General features: G+C 67.9%; 17 protein-coding genes. 5 read left to right on the top strand and 12 right to left on the bottom strand.

The genetic code is table 11. From position 1 onward, the window contains the following. Positions 1-12: 12 nt before the first annotated feature. A complete protein-coding gene (locus WS78_RS13615; protein WP_059574639.1) occupies positions 13-1,086 on the top strand; it encodes a porin in 1,074 nt (357 codons plus the stop codon). 77 nt (positions 1,087-1,163) lie between these two features. On the opposite strand, the gene WS78_RS13610 is transcribed toward WS78_RS13615, so the two are convergent. From WS78_RS13610 to WS78_RS13550, 12 genes are all read right to left on the bottom strand, one after another. Beyond that, positions 1,164-2,102, bottom strand: a complete 939-nt coding sequence (locus tag WS78_RS13610; protein ID WP_059574637.1) for a LysR family transcriptional regulator — start codon at positions 2,100-2,102, stop codon at positions 1,164-1,166. Positions 2,103-2,302: 200 nt separating this feature from the next. Continuing rightward, positions 2,303-4,219: an ArnT family glycosyltransferase gene (locus tag WS78_RS13605; protein WP_059574636.1), complete on the bottom strand. Its 1,917-nt coding sequence runs from the start codon at positions 4,217-4,219 to the stop codon at positions 2,303-2,305. A gap of 571 nt (positions 4,220-4,790) precedes the next feature. Beyond that, complete coding sequence (locus WS78_RS13595) at positions 4,791-5,549, bottom strand: SDR family oxidoreductase (RefSeq protein ID WP_059574634.1); 759 nt, start codon at positions 5,547-5,549, stop codon at positions 4,791-4,793. A gap of 312 nt (positions 5,550-5,861) precedes the next feature. Then, the gene (locus tag WS78_RS13590; RefSeq protein WP_059574632.1) at positions 5,862-6,449 is read right to left on the bottom strand and encodes an LOG family protein; all 588 of its coding nucleotides are present in this window, start codon (positions 6,447-6,449) and stop codon (positions 5,862-5,864) included. Then, positions 6,446-7,165: a TetR/AcrR family transcriptional regulator gene (locus WS78_RS13585; RefSeq protein WP_006025081.1), complete on the bottom strand. Its 720-nt coding sequence runs from the start codon at positions 7,163-7,165 to the stop codon at positions 6,446-6,448. Before WS78_RS13585 ends, WS78_RS13590 begins: the two co-directional genes overlap by 4 nt. A 237-nt stretch (positions 7,166-7,402) precedes the next feature. After that, positions 7,403-7,951, bottom strand: a complete 549-nt coding sequence (locus WS78_RS13580; protein ID WP_038747312.1) for a diacylglycerol kinase — start codon at positions 7,949-7,951, stop codon at positions 7,403-7,405. An 8-nt stretch (positions 7,952-7,959) separates the two neighbouring features. After that, positions 7,960-8,994 (bottom strand): glycosyltransferase family 4 protein, encoded by a 1,035-nt coding sequence (locus WS78_RS13575; RefSeq protein WP_038747309.1) that lies wholly within the window; start codon positions 8,992-8,994, stop codon positions 7,960-7,962. A gap of 21 nt (positions 8,995-9,015) precedes the next feature. After that, positions 9,016-9,954 (bottom strand): UDP-2,3-diacylglucosamine diphosphatase, encoded by a 939-nt coding sequence (locus WS78_RS13570; RefSeq protein WP_038747307.1) that lies wholly within the window; start codon positions 9,952-9,954, stop codon positions 9,016-9,018. Positions 9,955-10,044: 90 nt separating this feature from the next. Continuing rightward, positions 10,045-10,554: an RDD family protein gene (locus WS78_RS13565; RefSeq protein WP_197419468.1), complete on the bottom strand. Its 510-nt coding sequence runs from the start codon at positions 10,552-10,554 to the stop codon at positions 10,045-10,047. 6 nt (positions 10,555-10,560) lie between these two features. Beyond that, positions 10,561-11,313 (bottom strand): DUF3106 domain-containing protein, encoded by a 753-nt coding sequence (locus WS78_RS13560; RefSeq protein WP_059574630.1) that lies wholly within the window; start codon positions 11,311-11,313, stop codon positions 10,561-10,563. Between the two features lie 30 nt (positions 11,314-11,343). Further along, positions 11,344-11,769, bottom strand: coding sequence for a DUF3619 family protein (locus tag WS78_RS13555; protein WP_038747303.1), 426 nt, complete (start codon positions 11,767-11,769; stop codon positions 11,344-11,346). Beyond that, positions 11,766-12,326, bottom strand: a complete 561-nt coding sequence (locus WS78_RS13550; protein ID WP_038747300.1) for an RNA polymerase sigma factor — start codon at positions 12,324-12,326, stop codon at positions 11,766-11,768. The genes WS78_RS13555 and WS78_RS13550 overlap by 4 nt, the downstream gene beginning before the upstream one ends. A 385-nt stretch (positions 12,327-12,711) precedes the next feature. Here WS78_RS13550 and WS78_RS13540 point away from each other — a divergent pair, with 385 nt between their 5' ends. The 4 genes from WS78_RS13540 to WS78_RS13525 all read left to right on the top strand — a co-directional run bounded on the left by WS78_RS13540 (position 12,712) and on the right by WS78_RS13525 (position 16,950). Next, a complete protein-coding gene (locus WS78_RS13540) occupies positions 12,712-14,475 on the top strand; it encodes an acetolactate synthase 3 catalytic subunit (protein WP_059574629.1) in 1,764 nt (587 codons plus the stop codon). Between the two features lie 112 nt (positions 14,476-14,587). Beyond that, positions 14,588-15,079: an acetolactate synthase small subunit gene (ilvN, locus tag WS78_RS13535; protein WP_004186134.1), complete on the top strand. Its 492-nt coding sequence runs from the start codon at positions 14,588-14,590 to the stop codon at positions 15,077-15,079. A gap of 82 nt (positions 15,080-15,161) precedes the next feature. Continuing rightward, positions 15,162-16,178, top strand: a complete 1,017-nt coding sequence (gene ilvC / locus WS78_RS13530; RefSeq protein WP_038747295.1) for a ketol-acid reductoisomerase — start codon at positions 15,162-15,164, stop codon at positions 16,176-16,178. Positions 16,179-16,299: 121 nt separating this feature from the next. Further along, positions 16,300-16,950, top strand: a complete 651-nt coding sequence (locus WS78_RS13525; protein WP_038747292.1) for a phosphatidylserine decarboxylase — start codon at positions 16,300-16,302, stop codon at positions 16,948-16,950. The last annotated feature ends 9 nt before the right edge of the window (positions 16,951-16,959 follow it).

Here is a 16,959-nt window from a genome sequence, read left to right as displayed (position 1 = left end):
GCAGGAATCCGGATGAAATATCGACGACTCGACGGATTCGCGCGCGCCGGGCGCTGCGCGGCGCTTTGCGTCGGATTCGGCTACGGCGCGGCCGCGCCGGCGCAGAGTTCGGTGACGCTGTACGGCCTGCTCGACGCGGGCGTCCAGTACAAGACGCATGCGAACGCGGCCGGCGACGGCGCGCTCTCGTCGAACAACGCGAGCACGTCGTATCCGTCGCGCTTCGGGCTGCGCGGCAGCGAGGATCTCGGCGGCGGTTATCGCGCGATCTTTCAGCTCGAGAACGGCTTTTCGCTCAGCAACGGCGCGTTCGCGGCGGTGAACACGCCGTTCAACCGGATCGCGCTCGTCGGCCTGACGAGCGATCGTTTCGGATCGCTGACGTTCGGCCGCCAGTACGGCGTCCAGTACGACAAGACGGTGCTCTACGAGCCGACGCTCTTCAACAACTATTCGATCTTCTCGCTGAACATGATTCCGCCCGCGACCGTGCGGCTCGACAATTCGATCAAGTACGCGTCGCCGGACATCGCGGGCGTGAACGTCGAGGCGATGTACGGCTTCGGCCAACAGTGGCCGGGCAACGCGGACGCGGGCCGCTACTGGGGCGTCGCCGCCGAATACAAGCTCGGCGGGTTTTGGGCGCGCGCCGGCTACGAGGAAGTGCGCGGCACCGTGAGCGGCGCGCTCGACCGCTCGGGCGCTGCCGACCGTCGCGCGAGCGTGGTCGCGCGCTACGCGTTCGACCGCTTCACGGTGTCGGGCGGTGTCGTGGCCGTGCGCGGCTCGCTGCAGGCCTCGCCGAACGGCGACATCTACTGGGCGGCGGCGCAGTACATGCCGACGCCGGCGTTGAAGCTGATCGTCGAAGGCGGCCGCTACGCGTTCAAGGAAGGCGGCGGCCGGCCGACGCTCGTCAATGCGTCGGTGCTGTACTGGCTGTCGAAGCGCACCACGGTGTACGTGACGACGGGCTACGCGATCAACGGCGGCGGTAGCGACTTCGGCGTCAACAACTATACGGCGGCGCCCGCGCCGGGAATGACGCAGCTTGCGGCGGGCACGGGGCTCTTCGTGCGGTTCTGACGGCGGCCGCGGGGGCTGCTGCGGGTGCCGCCGCGGCCGTGGCGAGCGCGGCCCGAACCCCTTTGCACGACGAGCCGTCAGCCTTTCTCGCCGAATCCGGCGTCCTGCCGTTGCCGCGCCATCGCTTCCTTCAGCATCTCGACGCACGTGTTCACAGCGATCGACCGCGGCCGATACCGATATACGCAAAGCGCGACGCTGACCTGCCGCAGCTCGGCGTCGGCGATCGGCACCGCATGCAGGTCGGTGTCGTCGGCGGGCGCGGCGCCGTTCGCGCCGGGCGGCGTGAAGCACGGCAGGATCAGCAACGCCGCGCCCTGCCGCGCGAGCGCCTTTTGCGTTTCGAGCGAGCAGGTCGTGAACAGTGGCTCGAGCGTGACGCCGGAGCGCTTCGCGATCCGTTCGAGCGCCTGGCGCACGCCGAACGCCGCGTCGGGAATCGCGAGCGGCTGGTCGACGAGTTCCGCGAGCGTGACGCGCGCGCGCGCGCTCAGCGGGTGCGTCGGCGGCACCAGCACGCGATGCGACAGATCGACGGCGTCGAGAATCTCGACGTCCGCCCGGTGCGGCAGATAGAAGCCGACGCCGAGATCCGCGCGGCCCTGGCAGAGCGCGTCGAGCGTGTGCTGCGCGCTCGCGACCGTGATGTCGAAGCGGATGCGCGGATGGCGTCGCGTGAATTCGGCGAGCACGGGCGCGAGCAGCCCCGACACGATGCCCTCCGACGCATAGACCGACACCGATCCGACGTCGAGATTGCGCCGCGCCGAGATCAGCGTCTTCACTTCGTCGAGCTCGCGCAGCACGGAATCGATGCGCTCGGCGAGGAATTCGCCTTCGGCGGTCAGGCGAATGCCGCGCGGTCCGCGCTCGAGCAAGGGCGCGCCGAAGTGGTGCTCCAGTTGCTCGATCTGGCGGCTGATCGCGGTCGGCGCGACGTGCAGCCGCTCGGATGCCTTGCGCAGCGACGCGCAGTGCGCGAGTTCCTGGAAGTAGCGAAGTGTGCGGAGTTGCATGAGGCCGTCCGGTTGGGCAAGCGCGAGAAGGCGCCGACCGACGGGCGGAGCAATTCCCGTACCGGGCCGGCGGATGCGGACGCGGCCGGGCACGGCCGGGGCCGCGCACGGACGGCGCGAACCGCAACAGCATAGGGCACGGCGAACGCCGCGAAAATGGGGGAAACGGCGCGTGGCGGAGACGCCGCGCGCCGCGGGCATTACGGGCGGGTGCTCGTCGCGGCGGGCGGCGCCGGCGTGCGCACGTAGACGCGCAGCATTTCCTGCTCGTCGCCCGGACGCGCGCCGGACCAGAACGGCTTCCAGTGGCTGCCGAGCACAGGCGGGCTCGCGCGCGTGCCTTGCACGATGAGCCACGTGCACGCGCTTTCGTTCGGTTGCGCGACGGGCTGGTGCCGGACGCCGGAGAAGTAGTAGAGCATCGGCGCTTCCGACTCGCCGAGATCGACGCTCGCCATGCAGTCGCCGTCGTTCCATTCGAGCGCGAGCTGGCGGTTCAAATCTTCGAACACCGAACGATAGCTCTTCGCGACGTCGAGCCAGGGCAGCAGCAGCGTGTAGACGAGCGCCCACGCGACGAGCGCGCCCATCGCCCACGACAGTGCGCCGCGCCACTTGCCCGCGAGCCGCAGCGACGGCAGCAGGCCGACCCAGCCGATCGTGATCGCGAGCGCCGACAGCACGAGCGCGGGCTCGATCGGCATCGTCCAGTCGAGCGGCAGCCAGCGGCCGAGCCAGTGCAGGCCGTCGCGCGAGCCGTTCTGGTCGGACATCAGCGACCAGACGACCCACACGAGCGCCGCGGCGGCGCCGAACAGCAGCCGGCTCGCGTAGTCCCACGCGGTGTGCAGCCGCAGCGGCAGGCGCGGGATCGCCTGCGCGGCGACGAGCGCGAGCGGCGCGATGAACGGCAGGATGTACAGCTGGCGCGACGTCGCGGAAACGTGCAGCACGACCATCCCGATGCCCGCGAACGCGATCGGCAGCGCGACGCGCGGCGCGCGCCATTCGCGCCAGAGGCCGCGCGCGAACGCGACGAGCGCGAGCGGGCCGACCGGGAAGCCGACCGTCAGCAGCGCGCGCCAGATGAAGAGCGGCTTGTCGTTTTCGGCGCCGAGCGTCGGCACGGAGAAGCCGAAGAAGCGGCCGACGTTGTTTTCCCAGAACCAGACGAGGAACAGCGATTCGGAGCGCAGGTACAACGCGGCCGGCCAGATCAGCGCGAACGGCGCGCACACGAGCGCGGCGAGCGCGAGCGAGCGGAAGAACGCGCGGCTGCGGCAGGCCGGATAGAGGATGAGCGCCGCCGCGACCGTCGCGCCGAACACGAGCGGCACGAAGAGGCCCTTCGACATCAGCGCGACGCCGACGCCGAGGCCGAAAAGCGGCGCCGCGAAGCGGTTCGCGGGCGGCCGGTGCGCGGCGTCGGCGTCGTTCGCGCCGCCCGCGTGGCGGATCACGAGTTCGAGCAGTCCGCAAAAGCCCATCGCCGTGCCCGCCATCAACGCGACGTCGGTCATCAGATCGTGCGCGTGTTTGATGACGACGAGCGAGCCCGCGAACAGCGCGACGGTGCCGATCACCGGCAGCTCGAGCCAGCGCGTCGCGCCGGTCGCGATGCGCGCGGCGCGCGCGGCGAAGCCGAACGCGAGCGCGGCGAAGAGGGCGCTTGCGAGCCGCGCCGCGTCGTGCAGCGGCAGATAACGGGAAAAGAGCCACGCGAGGCCGGTGGCGACCCAATCGTACAGCGGCGGCTTTTCGAGGAACGGCTGCCCCGCGTTGGTCGGCACGACGAAGTCGCCGCTTTCGAGCATGTGCTGGATGATGCCGAACGTATAGGTCTCGTCCTGCTTCCACGGATCGTGGCCGAGCACGCCCGGCAGCAGATACGCACAGAGCACGGCCGCGACGACGAGCCATGCGCGCAGGCCGGTGAGCGGTGCGCGCGCGGCGGCGGGGCCGCGCGCATCGGCGGCGCGGCCGCCTGCCGCGCCGGCCGTGTGCGGCGCGCCGACGGCGAGCGCGACGGACGACGAATCGGCTTCGGACGGAAGGGCGTGACGAGTCGACGCGTGCGCGCGCGCGCGCCGGCCGCCGGGCGTTGCATTTCCCTGCATCGGGGTGATCTCTTCGAGTGCGCCGGCCAGGCTGCGTGGGCCCGGCCGATTTCGTGGCCGCGAGGTGGCGGGTAACGGACGTGCTGCGGCGTAGGCCGCGATTATCGTTAGTAGACCACGAGACTATTACGAACGTTTACGAAAATTGTTATGAAACGCTAAAGATTGCGGAGAATTGTGAAGATTTGTGTAACTGACGCCGCGCGGGGCCGTCCCGTAGATCGTGTCAGGCCCGCAATGCACGGCGGCCGACGCGGGTAAGGCCGCCCGGCGGCCTCGGGCTTAGGGGCTTGTCCGAGCGTGCGGGCAAGCGCGGGAAACCGTTCGAAGCCCGAAAGCGTGCTGATTGCGCCGACCGCCGATCACCGTATGCTGTCGCCGCCTGCCGCCTGCCGCCTGCCGCCTGCCGCCTGCCGCCTGCCGCCTGCCGCACACCATCCACCGCGCACCGCGCACCGCGCACCACGCACCACGCACCACGCACCACGCACCGCGCACCGCGCACCGCCCACCGCCCACCGCCCACCGCCCACCGCCGGTCGGCGATCGCCGGTCAGCGGTGCGCGACGCGTCAGCGCCCGCCGCCGACGTCGAGCAGCGCGCCCGTCACGTACGACGCCGCGTCGCTCAGCAGCCAGACGATCGCTTCGGCAATTTCGTCGGCATTGCCCGCGCGGCCGAGCGGCGTCTGCGTGCCGAGCCGCTCGGCGCGGCCGGGCTGGCCGCCGCTCGCGTGGATGTCGGTCGTGATGAGGCCGGGCCGCACCGCGTTCACGCGCACGCCGTGCGGGCCGAGCTCTTTTGCGAGGCCGAGCGTCAGCGTGTCCACCGCGCCCTTCGAGCCCGCATAGTCGACGTATTCGTTCGGCGAGCCGAGCCGCGCGGCGATCGACGACACGTTGACGATCGCGCCGCCCGCGCCGCCGCGATCGGTCGACAGCCGCCGCGCGGCCTCGCGCGCGCACAGATACGCGCCGAGCACGTTGATGTCGAACACGCGCCTGAGGCGCGCGGCGTCCATGTCGGCGAGCGGCAGCGACGGCGCGACGATCCCCGCGTTGTTGACGAGCGCGTCGAGCCGGCCGAACGACGACTGCACCGCGTCGAACATGCCGATCACGTCGGCTTCGTTCGCGACGTCGCCGCGCACGACGCACGCTTGCGCGCCCGCGGCACGCACCGCGTCGGCGGTCGCGGCGGCGGCGGCCGCGTCGCGCGCGTAGTTGATGCCGATCGACCAGCCGCGCGCGGCGGCCGCGAGCGCGGTCGCGCGGCCGATGCCGCGGCTCGCGCCGGTGATGAGAACGACTTTGGACGGCGTGCTCGTCATCGCTTGGACCTCGGCCCGCGCGCGATGCGCTCGGGCGGAAAAGGGGACGGGGCGGGACAAGGCGGCCGCGCTTCGAGTGCGCCGCATTCGCAGCGCGATTGCGCGATCGCTGCATGACGTGGTTGACCGAAGCGCTCGACCGGAGCGCTCAACTGAAGAACCAGCCGACCGAGGCGCTCGACCGAAACAGCTGACCGGAGCGACGGACGCGGCCGGCGGCGCGAAGCGCCGAGCGCGCATCGACACGACTGGAAAAGCCGGGCGATGCGCCGCACCGCAACGCGACGCGCGCCCGCGCGGCGTCGCGCCGGCTCAGGCTTCCTGCTTCGACACGAACGCCCATTTGTCGCGCGCGGGCGGTCGATACTGACCGAGCCGATCGATGAGCGCATCGGGCGCGGCGTCGATGCAAAGCGCGTCAAAGTACGTGCGCTGCATGAAGCCTTCGTCGACCGTGTGCTTGAGGAGCGTGATGAGCGGTTCGTAGAAGGCGTCGACGTTGTAAAGCGCGACGGGCTTGCGGTGATAGCCGAGCTGCGCCCACGTATAGACCTCGAAGAACTCTTCGAGCGTGCCCGCGCCGCCCGGCATCGCGACGAACGCGTCGGCGAGCTCGGCCATCATCTTCTTGCGATGATGCATGTCGGGCACGACGTGCAGCTCGGTCAGGCCGGTGTGGCCGACTTCCTTGTCGAAAAGCAGCTCCGTGATGACGCCGATCGCGCGCCCGCCGGCGGTGATCACCTCGTCGGCGATCACGCCCATCAGGCCGACGCGCCCGCCGCCGTAGACGAGCGTGAGGCCGGCTTGCGCGAGCGCGCGGCCGAACGCGCGCGCCGCTTCCGTGTAGACGGGCTTGACGCCGTTGGCCGAGCCGCAATAGACGCAGACGCTCTTCATTGCTTCGCGTCCTTGCGCGGCGAGCCGTCGCGCGGCGGCAGGTAGTCGTGGAATTCGCGTTTCGGCAGCTTGCCCGACACGAGATCGTCGAAGATCTGCCGCGAGCGGCCGCGCAGATACGGCGCGATCACCGAGATCACGTGCATGCTGACCTGGTGCAGCTCCTCGCGGATCGCGTCCTGATCGTTGTACTTGCGCGGATGCATCACGTACTGATACGACAGCCAGTAAGTGGCGATCACGGCCATGTTGGTTGCGATCACCTCGATCTCGGCGGGCGTCGCGACGAGCTCGCCGTCGGCCGCGAGCAGCTCGCACATCTCGCGCGCGAAGCGCACCTTGTGGCTGATGATCTGCTTGAAGTGCGTCTCGAGCGTGCGGTTGCGCGCGAGCAGATCGTTCAGATCGCGATAGAGGAAGCGATAGGTCCACATGAAGTCGGCCATGTACTGCAGGTACGACCACGTTTCGTCGATCGTCGGCCGATGATCTTCGGGAAAACGCAGGCGCCGTTCGATCTGCTGCTCGAACTGCGCGAAGATGCTGTTGATGATGTCGTCCTTGTTGCGGAAATGGTAGTACAGGTTGCCTGGGCTGATTTCCATTTCCTCGGCGATCGTCGTCGTCGTGACGTTCGGCTCGCCGATCTCGTTGAAGAGTTTCAACGACAACTCAAGAATCCGTTCGCGCGTGCGGCGGGGAGGTTTGGCTTCCATGTCGTCCGGCCCTGTGTTTGCCGGACAGGCGGGCGCTGCGAATACTGCTGCGTGAATCGTAGTCCGGCTCGGGTTGCTGTTTTGAAGGCTGTCGGCCGATTATAAACCGCTACCTTGCGCGTCCGGGGTATTTCGTCATCGGGGCATACCCGGCCGTGTTGCATCGCACACGAAGGCGGAGGGCGCACGGTGCGCGCCGCGCCGGATGCCGCCGGCGGCAGCGGAACCGCCGGCCGCCTAGCCGCCGGCGAGCCGGTGCCAGACGAGCGGGCCGAGTATGAGGCCCCAGGTCGTCACGCACGTGCAGAGCGCGACCGTGACGGCCGCGCTGCCGAGATCCTTCGCGCGCTTCGACAGCTCGTGGCGCTCGAGCGAGATCCGGTCGATCGCCGTCTCGACGCTAGAGTTCAGCAGCTCGACGATCAGCACGAGCAGCACGGTGCCGATGAGGAGCGCGCGCGAGCCCGGCTCGACGGGCACGAATGCCGCGATCGGCAGCATGATCGCCGCGAGCGTGAGCTCCTGCCGGAACGCGCTCTCTTCGCGGATCGCGACGCGAAAGCCGTTGTACGAGTTCTTGAGCGCGTACCACGCGCGCATCAGGCCGCGATTGCCCTTGTACGGATTGTGCGGCAGCGCGAGCGGATCGTCCGGGCCGAGCGGCTCGTGCGCATCGGGCGGCTCGTGCGTTTCAGACGGCGCGAGCCGGACGTGGGCGGGACGCGTCGCGCCGGCGCGCGCGGCCGGCTTTCGCGACGGGCTGACGGGGGGCGCTTTCGCGCGCATGGCAGGTTTCAAACGGCTGCGCCTTCGGTGTGTGGGCAGGCGGATTTCGGCAGCGGCTTCAGGTGCGACGCGAACTGCTCGGACGCCGCTTGCCACGAGAAGCGCTCGGCCCACGCGCGCGCATGCGGCCGGTCGATCTTCAGCGCCTCGAGGCACGCTTCGCGCAGGTCCTCGTTCATGGCCCCCGCGCCGCCGTCTCCGAGCACGTCGACGGGCCCCGTCACCGGATACGCCGCGACGGGCGTGCCGCACGCGAGCGCCTCGAGCAGCACGAGCCCGAAGGTGTCGGTGCGGCTCGGGAACACGAACACGTCGGCGGCCGCGTATACCTTGGCGAGCTCCGCCTGCGTCAGCACGCCGAGGTAATTGGCCTCAGGATAGCGCGATTTGAGCTCGGCGAGCGCGGGCCCTTCGCCCGCGACCCACTTCGAGCCGGGCAGGTCGAGCTTCAGGAACGCCTCGACGTTCTTCTCGATCGCCACGCGCCCGACGTAGAGGAAGATCGGCCGCGCGGTGTTGAGCACTTTCGACTCCATCGGCCGGAAGACGTCGAGATCGACGCCGCGCGTCCACAGCACGACGTTGTCGAAGCCGTACTGCTCGAGGTCGTACTTGACCACGGGCGTGGGCGCCATCACCGCGAGCGACGCGCCGTGGAACCAGCGCAGGAAACGGTAGGTCGCCGACAGCGGAACGCCGAAGCGCGCCTGCACGTATTCCGGAAAGCGCGTGTGGTACGCGGTCGTGAACGGCAGCTTGCGCGCGCGCGCGTAGCGGCGCGCGGCGAGGCCGAGCGGGCCTTCCGTCGCGATGTGCAGCGCGTCCGGCTCGAACGCGTTCAGGCGCTCGCGCAGCCGCCGGTACGGCAGGATCGACAGGCGGATTTCAGGATAGGTCGGGCACGGCACCGTGCGGAACTCGAGCGGCGTGATGAGCTCGACGCGGTGGCCGAGCGCGATGAGCTCGCGCGCGGTGCTCTTCAGCGTGCGCACGACGCCGTTGACTTGCGGTTCCCAAGCGTCGGTGACGATCATGATTTTCATCGCTGGCGGTCCTCTTCGGGATCAGGCGGTGGCGGTTTTCGTCTTGCGCGATTGAGTGGCGGACGGCGTGCGCAACACGGTCCAGTAGACGATCTTCAGCTCGCCTTCCATCGTCTCGACGAGCGCGGACAGGCTCTCGACCCAGTCGCCGTCGTTGCAGTACAGCACGCCGTCGATGTCGCGGATCTCGGCCTTGTGAATGTGGCCGCAGACGACGCCGTCGCAGCCGCGGCGGCGCGCCTCGTCGGTCATCACTGCTTCGAACGACGAAATGAAGTTCACGGCGTTCTTCACCTGGTGCTTCAGGTATTGCGACAGCGACCAGTACTGAAAGCCGAAGCGGCTCCTGATCCGGTTGAACCAGCGGTTCAGCACGAGGATCAGCGTGTACAGCGTGTCACCGAGATACGCGAGCCACTTCGCGTGCTGGATCACGCCGTCGAACAGGTCGCCGTGGACGACCCACAAACGTTTGCCCGACAGCGTCGTGTGGAACGCCTCGCCGCGCACGTGAATCTCGCCGAACGCGAGATCGCAGAACTGGCGCGCGCCTTCGTCGTGGTTGCCGGGAATGTAGACGACCTGCGTGCCCTTCCTCGCCTTGCGCAGGATCTTCTGCACGACATCGTTGTGCGCCTGCGGCCAGTACCAGCCCTTCCTCAGCTGCCAGCCGTCGATGATGTCGCCGACGAGGTACAGATATTCCGATTCGTTGTGCTTGAGAAAGTCGAGCAGGTAGCCGGCCTGGCAGCCGCTCGTGCCGAGGTGGATGTCCGACAGCCAGATCGTCCGGTAGCGGTGCGAGGCGGGCTCGTGGTCGTCGTGCCGCGTGGCGCTCGCGGCGGGAGGGCGGGCCGGCGCGAGCGTGTCGCTCGCGGCCGAGCCGGACAGAAAGGCACTGGCGGCGTGCAGGCCGGCAGGATCACGGAAGAAGGAGGTCGCGGACGTTTTTTTGCCCATGCATGACTCGCGCCGATTGATGTTATCGGCATTGCGCCATGCGGGCGTGACTGTGCCGTGACAGTCACGAGACGTTCTTATTACGGGGAATCAGGCGCGGCGGGGCGCATCGACGATGCGGGTGCCGGCGAGGCGATCATGCGGGAACTGGCGGCTCGGATGCAGCCGTGCGGCGAGCGTCCACAGCGCGAACCAGACGGCCGCGGCCGCGAGCGTGCGCGGCACGGAAAAGCCCGCGAGCGGGTGCAGCGCAAGCGGCGGCAGGAACCACAGCCAGCCGAGCGCGTAGCGCACGAGCGCCCGGCCGGCCGACAGCGGCGCGCCGCGCGCGGTCTCGACGCGCAGCCGCCAGGTCTTCATCGGCAGCGTCTGGCCGCCGTGCGTCCAGAACCAGACGAAGTACGCGCCGACGACGACCGCGATCCACACGGCGAGCAGGTTGTGGCGTTCGAGGCCGTTGCGCTGTTGCAGCGTCACGCCGAACGCGAGGCCGGCGAAGAACACGACGCCGAAGAGCAGCAGGCTTTCGTAGGCGAGGGCGGCGAGCCGGCGCCGCACGCTCGGCGGCGACGGCTCGGATGGCATCGCGGGCGTCGTCACGGACGCTTACGAACCGTTGAAGAGCGACGGCGCCTCGGACGGCGACACGGGCGTCGGCGCGGCGGGCGGCGTGACGGCGCCCGTCGTCGTCGACGCCGCAGCGGGCGTCGCGGCGGGCCCGCTGGCCGCCGGCGGCGCGGTGCTCGCGGCGGAGGCGCTTGCCGGATGGCGGTCGTGCGCGTTGACGAGCCGGTTGATGTCGCGATCGGTCTTGCCGGTGGGCGGCGCGCTGACGACGGTCGGCCGGCGCCGGCGCTCGGCCGCCGCGAGCTTCTCCTTCTGCTCGGGCGACAGCTGCTGGTAAGCCGTCCACGCCTTCTCGCGGGCCTGCGCGGACAACAGGTCCTTCGACACCAGGTAGTTCTCGCGCGCGACGCGGCGCTGCTCGGGCGTCATCCGGACCCACTCGGTCATCCGTTCCTGCAGGCGCTTTTGCGCTTCAGGCGACATCTTCGGGAAGCGCGCCGCGATCTTCAGCCATTTGCGCTTGCGCTCGTCGCTGAACGAATCCCATTGATTCGCGAACGGCGCGAGCGCGACGTGCTGCTGCGGCGTGAGGCGCGCCCAGGAGAGCGGGCTCGACGGCGGCAGCGGCGGGAAGTCGGTCGATAGCGCGCTCGCGGCCGACGCGATCGCCGGCGCGCTCGCCGCCGCCACCGCGGCCGGTTGTGGGTGAAAGCGCGGGTAGGTGGCGGCGTACGCGACGACGAGCGCGATCACGCAACCGAAAAAGACAGCCAATCCCCGTTTTTGACTCACCCGTGCGTTCCTCTTCTTGATGCGTTGGCGTTAGTGAGTGTGCGAAAGATACGCGTTGAACCCGTGGTCGAGATACGCGTTGAGAGGCAGGTTGTCGCTCAGCATCGCGGCGTCGATGTCCGCGAGCTCCGCGGTGCGCTGCATGTCTTCCCAGTACGCGATGCCGACGAGGCCCGCGAGCAGCAGCGCGAGCGGCCACGCGCGGGCGAGCCGGCGCGCGAGCGACTGGCGGCGCGGCTCGTCGGGCGGGCGCAGCTCGAGCGTGCCGGCGCTGCCGGCGAGCGCCGGCACGAGCACGATCGCGGCATCGGGCTTCTTGCGCGCGAGCGCGGCGCGGCGCGCGGCGGCGAGCCGCTCCGTCGTCGCGGCGGGCAGCGAGGCCGCACGCTCGTCGAGCGCGCGGCGCACCTTGAGGGCGAATTCGAGTTCTTCTTTCGTTACGGGAGCGGAGCTCATAGCGTGATTCCTTTGGCCTTGAGCGCCAACGCCAATGTGTGAGTGGCCCGGGAGCAGTGCGTCTTGACGCTGCCTTCCGAACACCCCATGGCGGCGGCTGTCTCGGCGACATCCATATCCTCCCAATAACGCATCAGGAAGGCTTCCCGTTGACGCGCCGGAAGCTTCTGGATTTCATCGTCGATGAGGGCGAGCACCTGCTCGCGCTCGAGCCGCGTCTCGCCGCTCTCTACGCCGTCGCCGTCCGCCGATTCGAGCGTCTCGAGCGGGTCGAACTCGTCGTCGTCGGTGTTGTTCAGCGACGAGAACAGGCTGACCCAGGTGTTGCGCACCTTTTGTCTGCGGAAATAGTCGTGGATCGCGTTCTGGAGAATCCGCTGAAAAAGCAGCGGCAGCTCGGCGGCCGGGCGCTCGCCGTATTTCTCCGCGAGCCGGATCATCGCGTCCTGCACGATGTCGAGCGACGCGTCGTCGTCGCGCACCGCGTATGCAGCCTGCTTGAACGCGCGCCTTTCGACGCCCGCCAGAAAGTCCGCGAGTTCCTTGTCTGATGCCATTCCGTGAAGGTCTGCGCTGCGTTCTTGCGGCGTGAAAAGATCGGAAAAAATTCGTAAAACCCGCGGATGCTAACAAATTTTCGCGGCGCAGGGCATCCTGTTCGGGCTGTCAGGCTGCCGAAACGCGCGTGCGCGACGGTTCGCCGCCGGCGTTGGCCGGGCGCTTGCCGCCGTTGCGACGAGACGATTGATGCGCCGCGGGATTTTCCGCTTGACCGCCTGCCGGGGACCTGCTATCGTTGCCAGTTCGCAACATAAGTGATGGTCACATTTGAGGCTGGCCCATGAAGCCCGCCTTTCAACTGGACGCGCCGCTTGAACCCGAGCCACAAGCCCGGCAGAGAGCACCCGATCAATTTTTTGCCGAAAATTCGAAAGGTCCAAGATGAACATGCCCAGCGCGGAATTCTCCACGTCGGAATCCCTTTCCCCTCAGAAAACCGGCTCCATCGGCGCCACCGTGCTCATGAAGGCACTGGCCGACGAAAACGTCGAATTCATCTGGGGCTACCCTGGCGGCTCGGTCCTCTACATCTACGACGAGCTGTACAAGCAAGACAAGATTCAACACGTGCTCGTGCGCCACGAGCAGGCGGCCGTGCACGCCGCGGACGCGTATTCGCGCTCGACGGGCAAGGTCGGCGTGTGCCTCGTCACGTCCGGCCCGGGCGTCACGAACGCGGTGACGGGCATCGCCACCGCCTACATGGATTCGATTCCGCTCGTCGTGATCAGCGGCCAGGTGCCGACCGCGGCGATCGGCCAGGACGCGTTTCAGGAGTGCGACACCGTCGGCATCACGCGTCCTTGCGTGAAGCACAACTTCCTCGTGAAGGACGTGCGCGAGCTCGCGGAAACCGTCAAGAAGGCGTTCTACATCGCGCGCACCGGCCGGCCCGGTCCCGTCCTGATCGACATTCCGAAGGACGTGTCGAAGACGCCGTGCGAGTACGAGCCCGTCAAGAGTGTGTCGCTGCGCTCCTACAACCCGGTCACGAAAGGCCACTCGGGGCAGATCCGCAAGGCGGTGTCGCTCCTTTTGTCCGCGAAGCGTCCGTACATCTACACGGGCGGCGGCATCATTCTCGCCGACGCGTCGCGCGAGCTGAACCAGTTCGCCGATCTGCTCGGCTATCCCGTCACGAACACGCTGATGGGGCTCGGCGGCTATCGCGCGTCGGACAAGAAATTCCTCGGCATGCTCGGCATGCACGGCACGTACGAAGCGAACATGGCGATGCAGCACTGCGACGTGCTGATCGCGATCGGCGCGCGCTTCGACGACCGCGTGATCGGCGATCCGGCGCACTTCGCGTCGCGTCCGCGCAAGATCATTCACATCGACATCGACCCGTCGTCGATTTCAAAGCGCGTGAAGGTCGACATTCCGATCGTCGGCGACGTGAAGGAAGTGCTGAAGGAGCTGATCGAGCAGTTGCAGACGGCCGAGCACGGCCCCGACACCGAAGCGCTCGCGCAGTGGTGGAAGGACATCGAAGCCTGGCGCGCGAAGGACTGCCTGAAGTACGACCGTGAAAGCGAGATCATCAAGCCGCAGTACGTGGTCGAGAAGGCGTGGGAGCTGACGGACGGCAACGCGTTCGTGTGTTCCGACGTCGGCCAGCACCAGATGTGGGCCGCGCAGTTCTACCGCTTTAACAAGCCGCGCCGCTGGATCAATTCCGGTGGCCTCGGCACGATGGGCTTCGGCCTGCCGGCGGCGATGGGTGTGAAGATGGCGCACCCGGACGACGACGTGCTGTGCATCACGGGCGAGGGCTCGATCCAGATGTGCATCCAGGAGCTGTCGACTTGCTTGCAGTACGACACGCCCGTGAAGATCCTGTCGCTGAACAACCGCTACCTCGGCATGGTCCGCCAGTGGCAGCAGATCGAATACAGCAAGCGCTATTCGCATTCGTACATGGATGCGCTGCCGGATTTCGTGAAGCTCGCCGAGGCGTACGGCCACGTCGGCATGCGCATTGAAAAGACCGCGGACGTCGAGCCGGCGCTGAAGGAAGCGCTGCGCCTGAAGGACCGCACCGTGTTTCTCGACTTCCAGACCGATCCGACCGAAAACGTCTGGCCGATGGTCCAGGCCGGCAAGGGCATCACCGAGATGCTGCTCGGATCGGAAGACCTGTAACGGCGCGACGCGCGCCCGGTGCGCGGGCGGCCGCCTTCACGAAGGGCGGCGCGGCACGCGGCGGTGCGCGGCGCAGGCTAATCGACACGGATATATTCTGGAAGAAGCGAACATGAGACACATCATTTCCGTCCTGCTGGAAAACGAACCGGGCGCGCTGTCGCGCGTGGTCGGTCTGTTCTCCGCACGCGGCTACAACATCGAAACCTTGACGGTGGCGCCGACCGAAGACCAATCGCTGTCGCGCCTGACCATCGTTTCCATCGGCTCCGACGACGTGATCGAACAGATCACGAAACATCTGAACCGCCTGATCGAGGTGGTGAAAGTGGTGGACCTGACCGACGGTGCACACATCGAGCGGGAGCTGATGCTCATCAAGGTGAGGGCAGTGGGCAAGGAGCGCGAAGAAATGAAGCGGATGGCGGACATTTTCCGCGGCCGCATCATCGACGTGACCGAGAAGACCTACACGATCGAATTGACGGGTGCGAGCGACAAGCTCGACGCATTCATTCAGGCGCTGGACGCGGGCTCGATTCTCGAGACCGTGCGCACCGGCAGCTCGGGCATCGGTCGAGGCGAGCGCATTCTGAAGGTGTGACGCCGCCGCGCCGAACGAGCCGGGTGCGCCGTCAGAGCCCGGCTTCACTCACGAATTTCACTGAATCAGCGAAGGAACAATCATGAAAGTTTTCTACGACAAGGACGCCGACCTCTCCCTCATCAAGGGCAAGCAGGTGACGATCATCGGTTACGGCTCGCAAGGCCATGCGCACGCGCTGAACCTGAAGGACAGCGGCGTGAACGTGACGGTCGGCCTGCGCAAGGGCGGCGCGTCGTGGAGCAAGGCCGAGAACGCCGGCCTCACGGTCAAGGAAGTCGCCGAAGCCGTGAAGGGCGCCGACGTCGTGATGATGCTGCTGCCGGACGAGCAGATCGCCGCCGTCTACGCGCAGGAAGTGCATGCGAACGTCAAGCAAGGCGCGGCGCTCGCGTTCGCGCACGGCTTCAACGTCCACTATGGCCAGGTGATCCCGCGCGCGGATCTCGACGTGATCATGGTCGCGCCGAAGGCGCCGGGCCACACGGTGCGCGGCACGTACGCGCAGGGCGGCGGCGTGCCGCACCTGATCGCGGTCGCGCAGGACAAGTCGGGCGCGGCGCGCGACATCGCGCTGTCGTACGCGGCGGCGAACGGCGGCGGCCGCGCCGGCATCATCGAAACCAACTTCCGCGAAGAGACGGAAACCGACCTGTTCGGCGAGCAGGCCGTGCTGTGCGGCGGCACCGTCGAGCTGATCAAGGCGGGTTTCGAGACGCTCGTCGAAGCGGGCTACGCGCCGGAAATGGCGTACTTCGAGTGCCTGCACGAGCTGAAGCTGATCGTCGACCTGATCTACGAAGGCGGCATCGCGAACATGAACTACTCGATCTCGAACAACGCCGAATACGGCGAGTACGTGACGGGCCCGCGCGTCGTCACGGAAGAGACGAAGAAGGCGATGAAGCAGTGCCTGACCGACATCCAGACGGGCGAATACGCGAAGAGCTTCATCCTCGAGAACAAGGCGGGCGCGCCGACGCTGCAGTCGCGCCGCCGCCTGACGGCCGAGCACCAGATCGAGCAGGTCGGCGCGAAGCTGCGCGCGATGATGCCGTGGATCGCGAAGAACAAGCTGGTCGACCAGTCGAAGAACTAAGCTGCGCGACCCATCCGGCGCCCCGAATCGGGGGCCGACGTCAAAAAGCCGCCCGAAGGCACCGGAGCCGAGGGCGGCTTTTGCTATCCTACGGGCTTTGCAATTCATCGAAGAACGAACCATGAACTATCCTCATCCGATCATCGCGCGCGAAGGCTGGCCGTTCATCGCGATCGCGGCCGTCGTCGCGCTGTTGATCCACGCCGTTGGCGGGTTCGGCCTCGCTTGGCCGTTCTGGCTGCTGCTCGTCTTCGTGGTCCAGTTCTTCCGCGATCCGCCGCGGCCGATTCCGACGCAGGCGAACGCGGTGCTGTGCCCGGCCGACGGCCGCATCGTCGCGGTCGAGACGGCGCACGATCCGTATGCGAATCGCGAAGCGCTGAAGATCAGCGTGTTCATGAACGTGTTCAATGTCCATTCGCAGCGCTCGCCCGTCGACGGCGCGGTGCAGAAGGTCGAATATTTCCCGGGCGCGTTTCTGAACGCCGCGCTCGACAAGGCGTCGGCCGAGAACGAGCGCAACGCGGTCGTGATCCAGACGGGGGCGGGCCACACCGTGACGGCCGTGCAGATCGCGGGCCTCGTCGCCCGCCGGATTCTCTGCTACGTGCGCGCGGGCGAGCCCGTGACGCGCGGCCAGCGCTACGGCTTCATCCGCTTCGGCTCGCGCGTCGACGTGTATCTGCCGAAGGGCAGCCGCGCGCGCGTGTCGATCGGCGAGAAGGTGTCCGCATCGTCGACGATCCTCGCCGAACTGCCCGAACAACAGTAATCGGGAAGG

Source organism: Burkholderia savannae, assembly GCF_001524445.2.
Classification (GTDB): domain Bacteria; phylum Pseudomonadota; class Gammaproteobacteria; order Burkholderiales; family Burkholderiaceae; genus Burkholderia; species Burkholderia savannae.
This window is presented reverse-complemented; position numbering and strand designations above follow the sequence as displayed.

Coding starts and splice junctions, on each gene's coding strand:
- WS78_RS13615 (WP_059574639.1), top strand. CDS start 13: ATGAAATATCGACGACTCGACGGATTCGCGCGCGCCGGGCGCTGCGCG.
- WS78_RS13610 (WP_059574637.1), bottom strand. CDS start 2,102: ATGCAACTCCGCACACTTCGCTACTTCCAGGAACTCGCGCACTGCGCG.
- WS78_RS13605 (WP_059574636.1), bottom strand. CDS start 4,219: ATGCAGGGAAATGCAACGCCCGGCGGCCGGCGCGCGCGCGCGCACGCG.
- WS78_RS13595 (WP_059574634.1), bottom strand. CDS start 5,549: ATGACGAGCACGCCGTCCAAAGTCGTTCTCATCACCGGCGCGAGCCGC.
- WS78_RS13590 (WP_059574632.1), bottom strand. CDS start 6,449: ATGAAGAGCGTCTGCGTCTATTGCGGCTCGGCCAACGGCGTCAAGCCC.
- WS78_RS13585 (WP_006025081.1), bottom strand. CDS start 7,165: ATGGAAGCCAAACCTCCCCGCCGCACGCGCGAACGGATTCTTGAGTTG.
- WS78_RS13580 (WP_038747312.1), bottom strand. CDS start 7,951: ATGCGCGCGAAAGCGCCCCCCGTCAGCCCGTCGCGAAAGCCGGCCGCG.
- WS78_RS13575 (WP_038747309.1), bottom strand. CDS start 8,994: ATGAAAATCATGATCGTCACCGACGCTTGGGAACCGCAAGTCAACGGC.
- WS78_RS13570 (WP_038747307.1), bottom strand. CDS start 9,954: ATGGGCAAAAAAACGTCCGCGACCTCCTTCTTCCGTGATCCTGCCGGC.
- WS78_RS13555 (WP_038747303.1), bottom strand. CDS start 11,769: ATGAGCTCCGCTCCCGTAACGAAAGAAGAACTCGAATTCGCCCTCAAG.
- WS78_RS13550 (WP_038747300.1), bottom strand. CDS start 12,326: ATGGCATCAGACAAGGAACTCGCGGACTTTCTGGCGGGCGTCGAAAGG.
- WS78_RS13540 (WP_059574629.1), top strand. CDS start 12,712: ATGAACATGCCCAGCGCGGAATTCTCCACGTCGGAATCCCTTTCCCCT.
- ilvN (WP_004186134.1), top strand. CDS start 14,588: ATGAGACACATCATTTCCGTCCTGCTGGAAAACGAACCGGGCGCGCTG.
- ilvC (WP_038747295.1), top strand. CDS start 15,162: ATGAAAGTTTTCTACGACAAGGACGCCGACCTCTCCCTCATCAAGGGC.
- WS78_RS13525 (WP_038747292.1), top strand. CDS start 16,300: ATGAACTATCCTCATCCGATCATCGCGCGCGAAGGCTGGCCGTTCATC.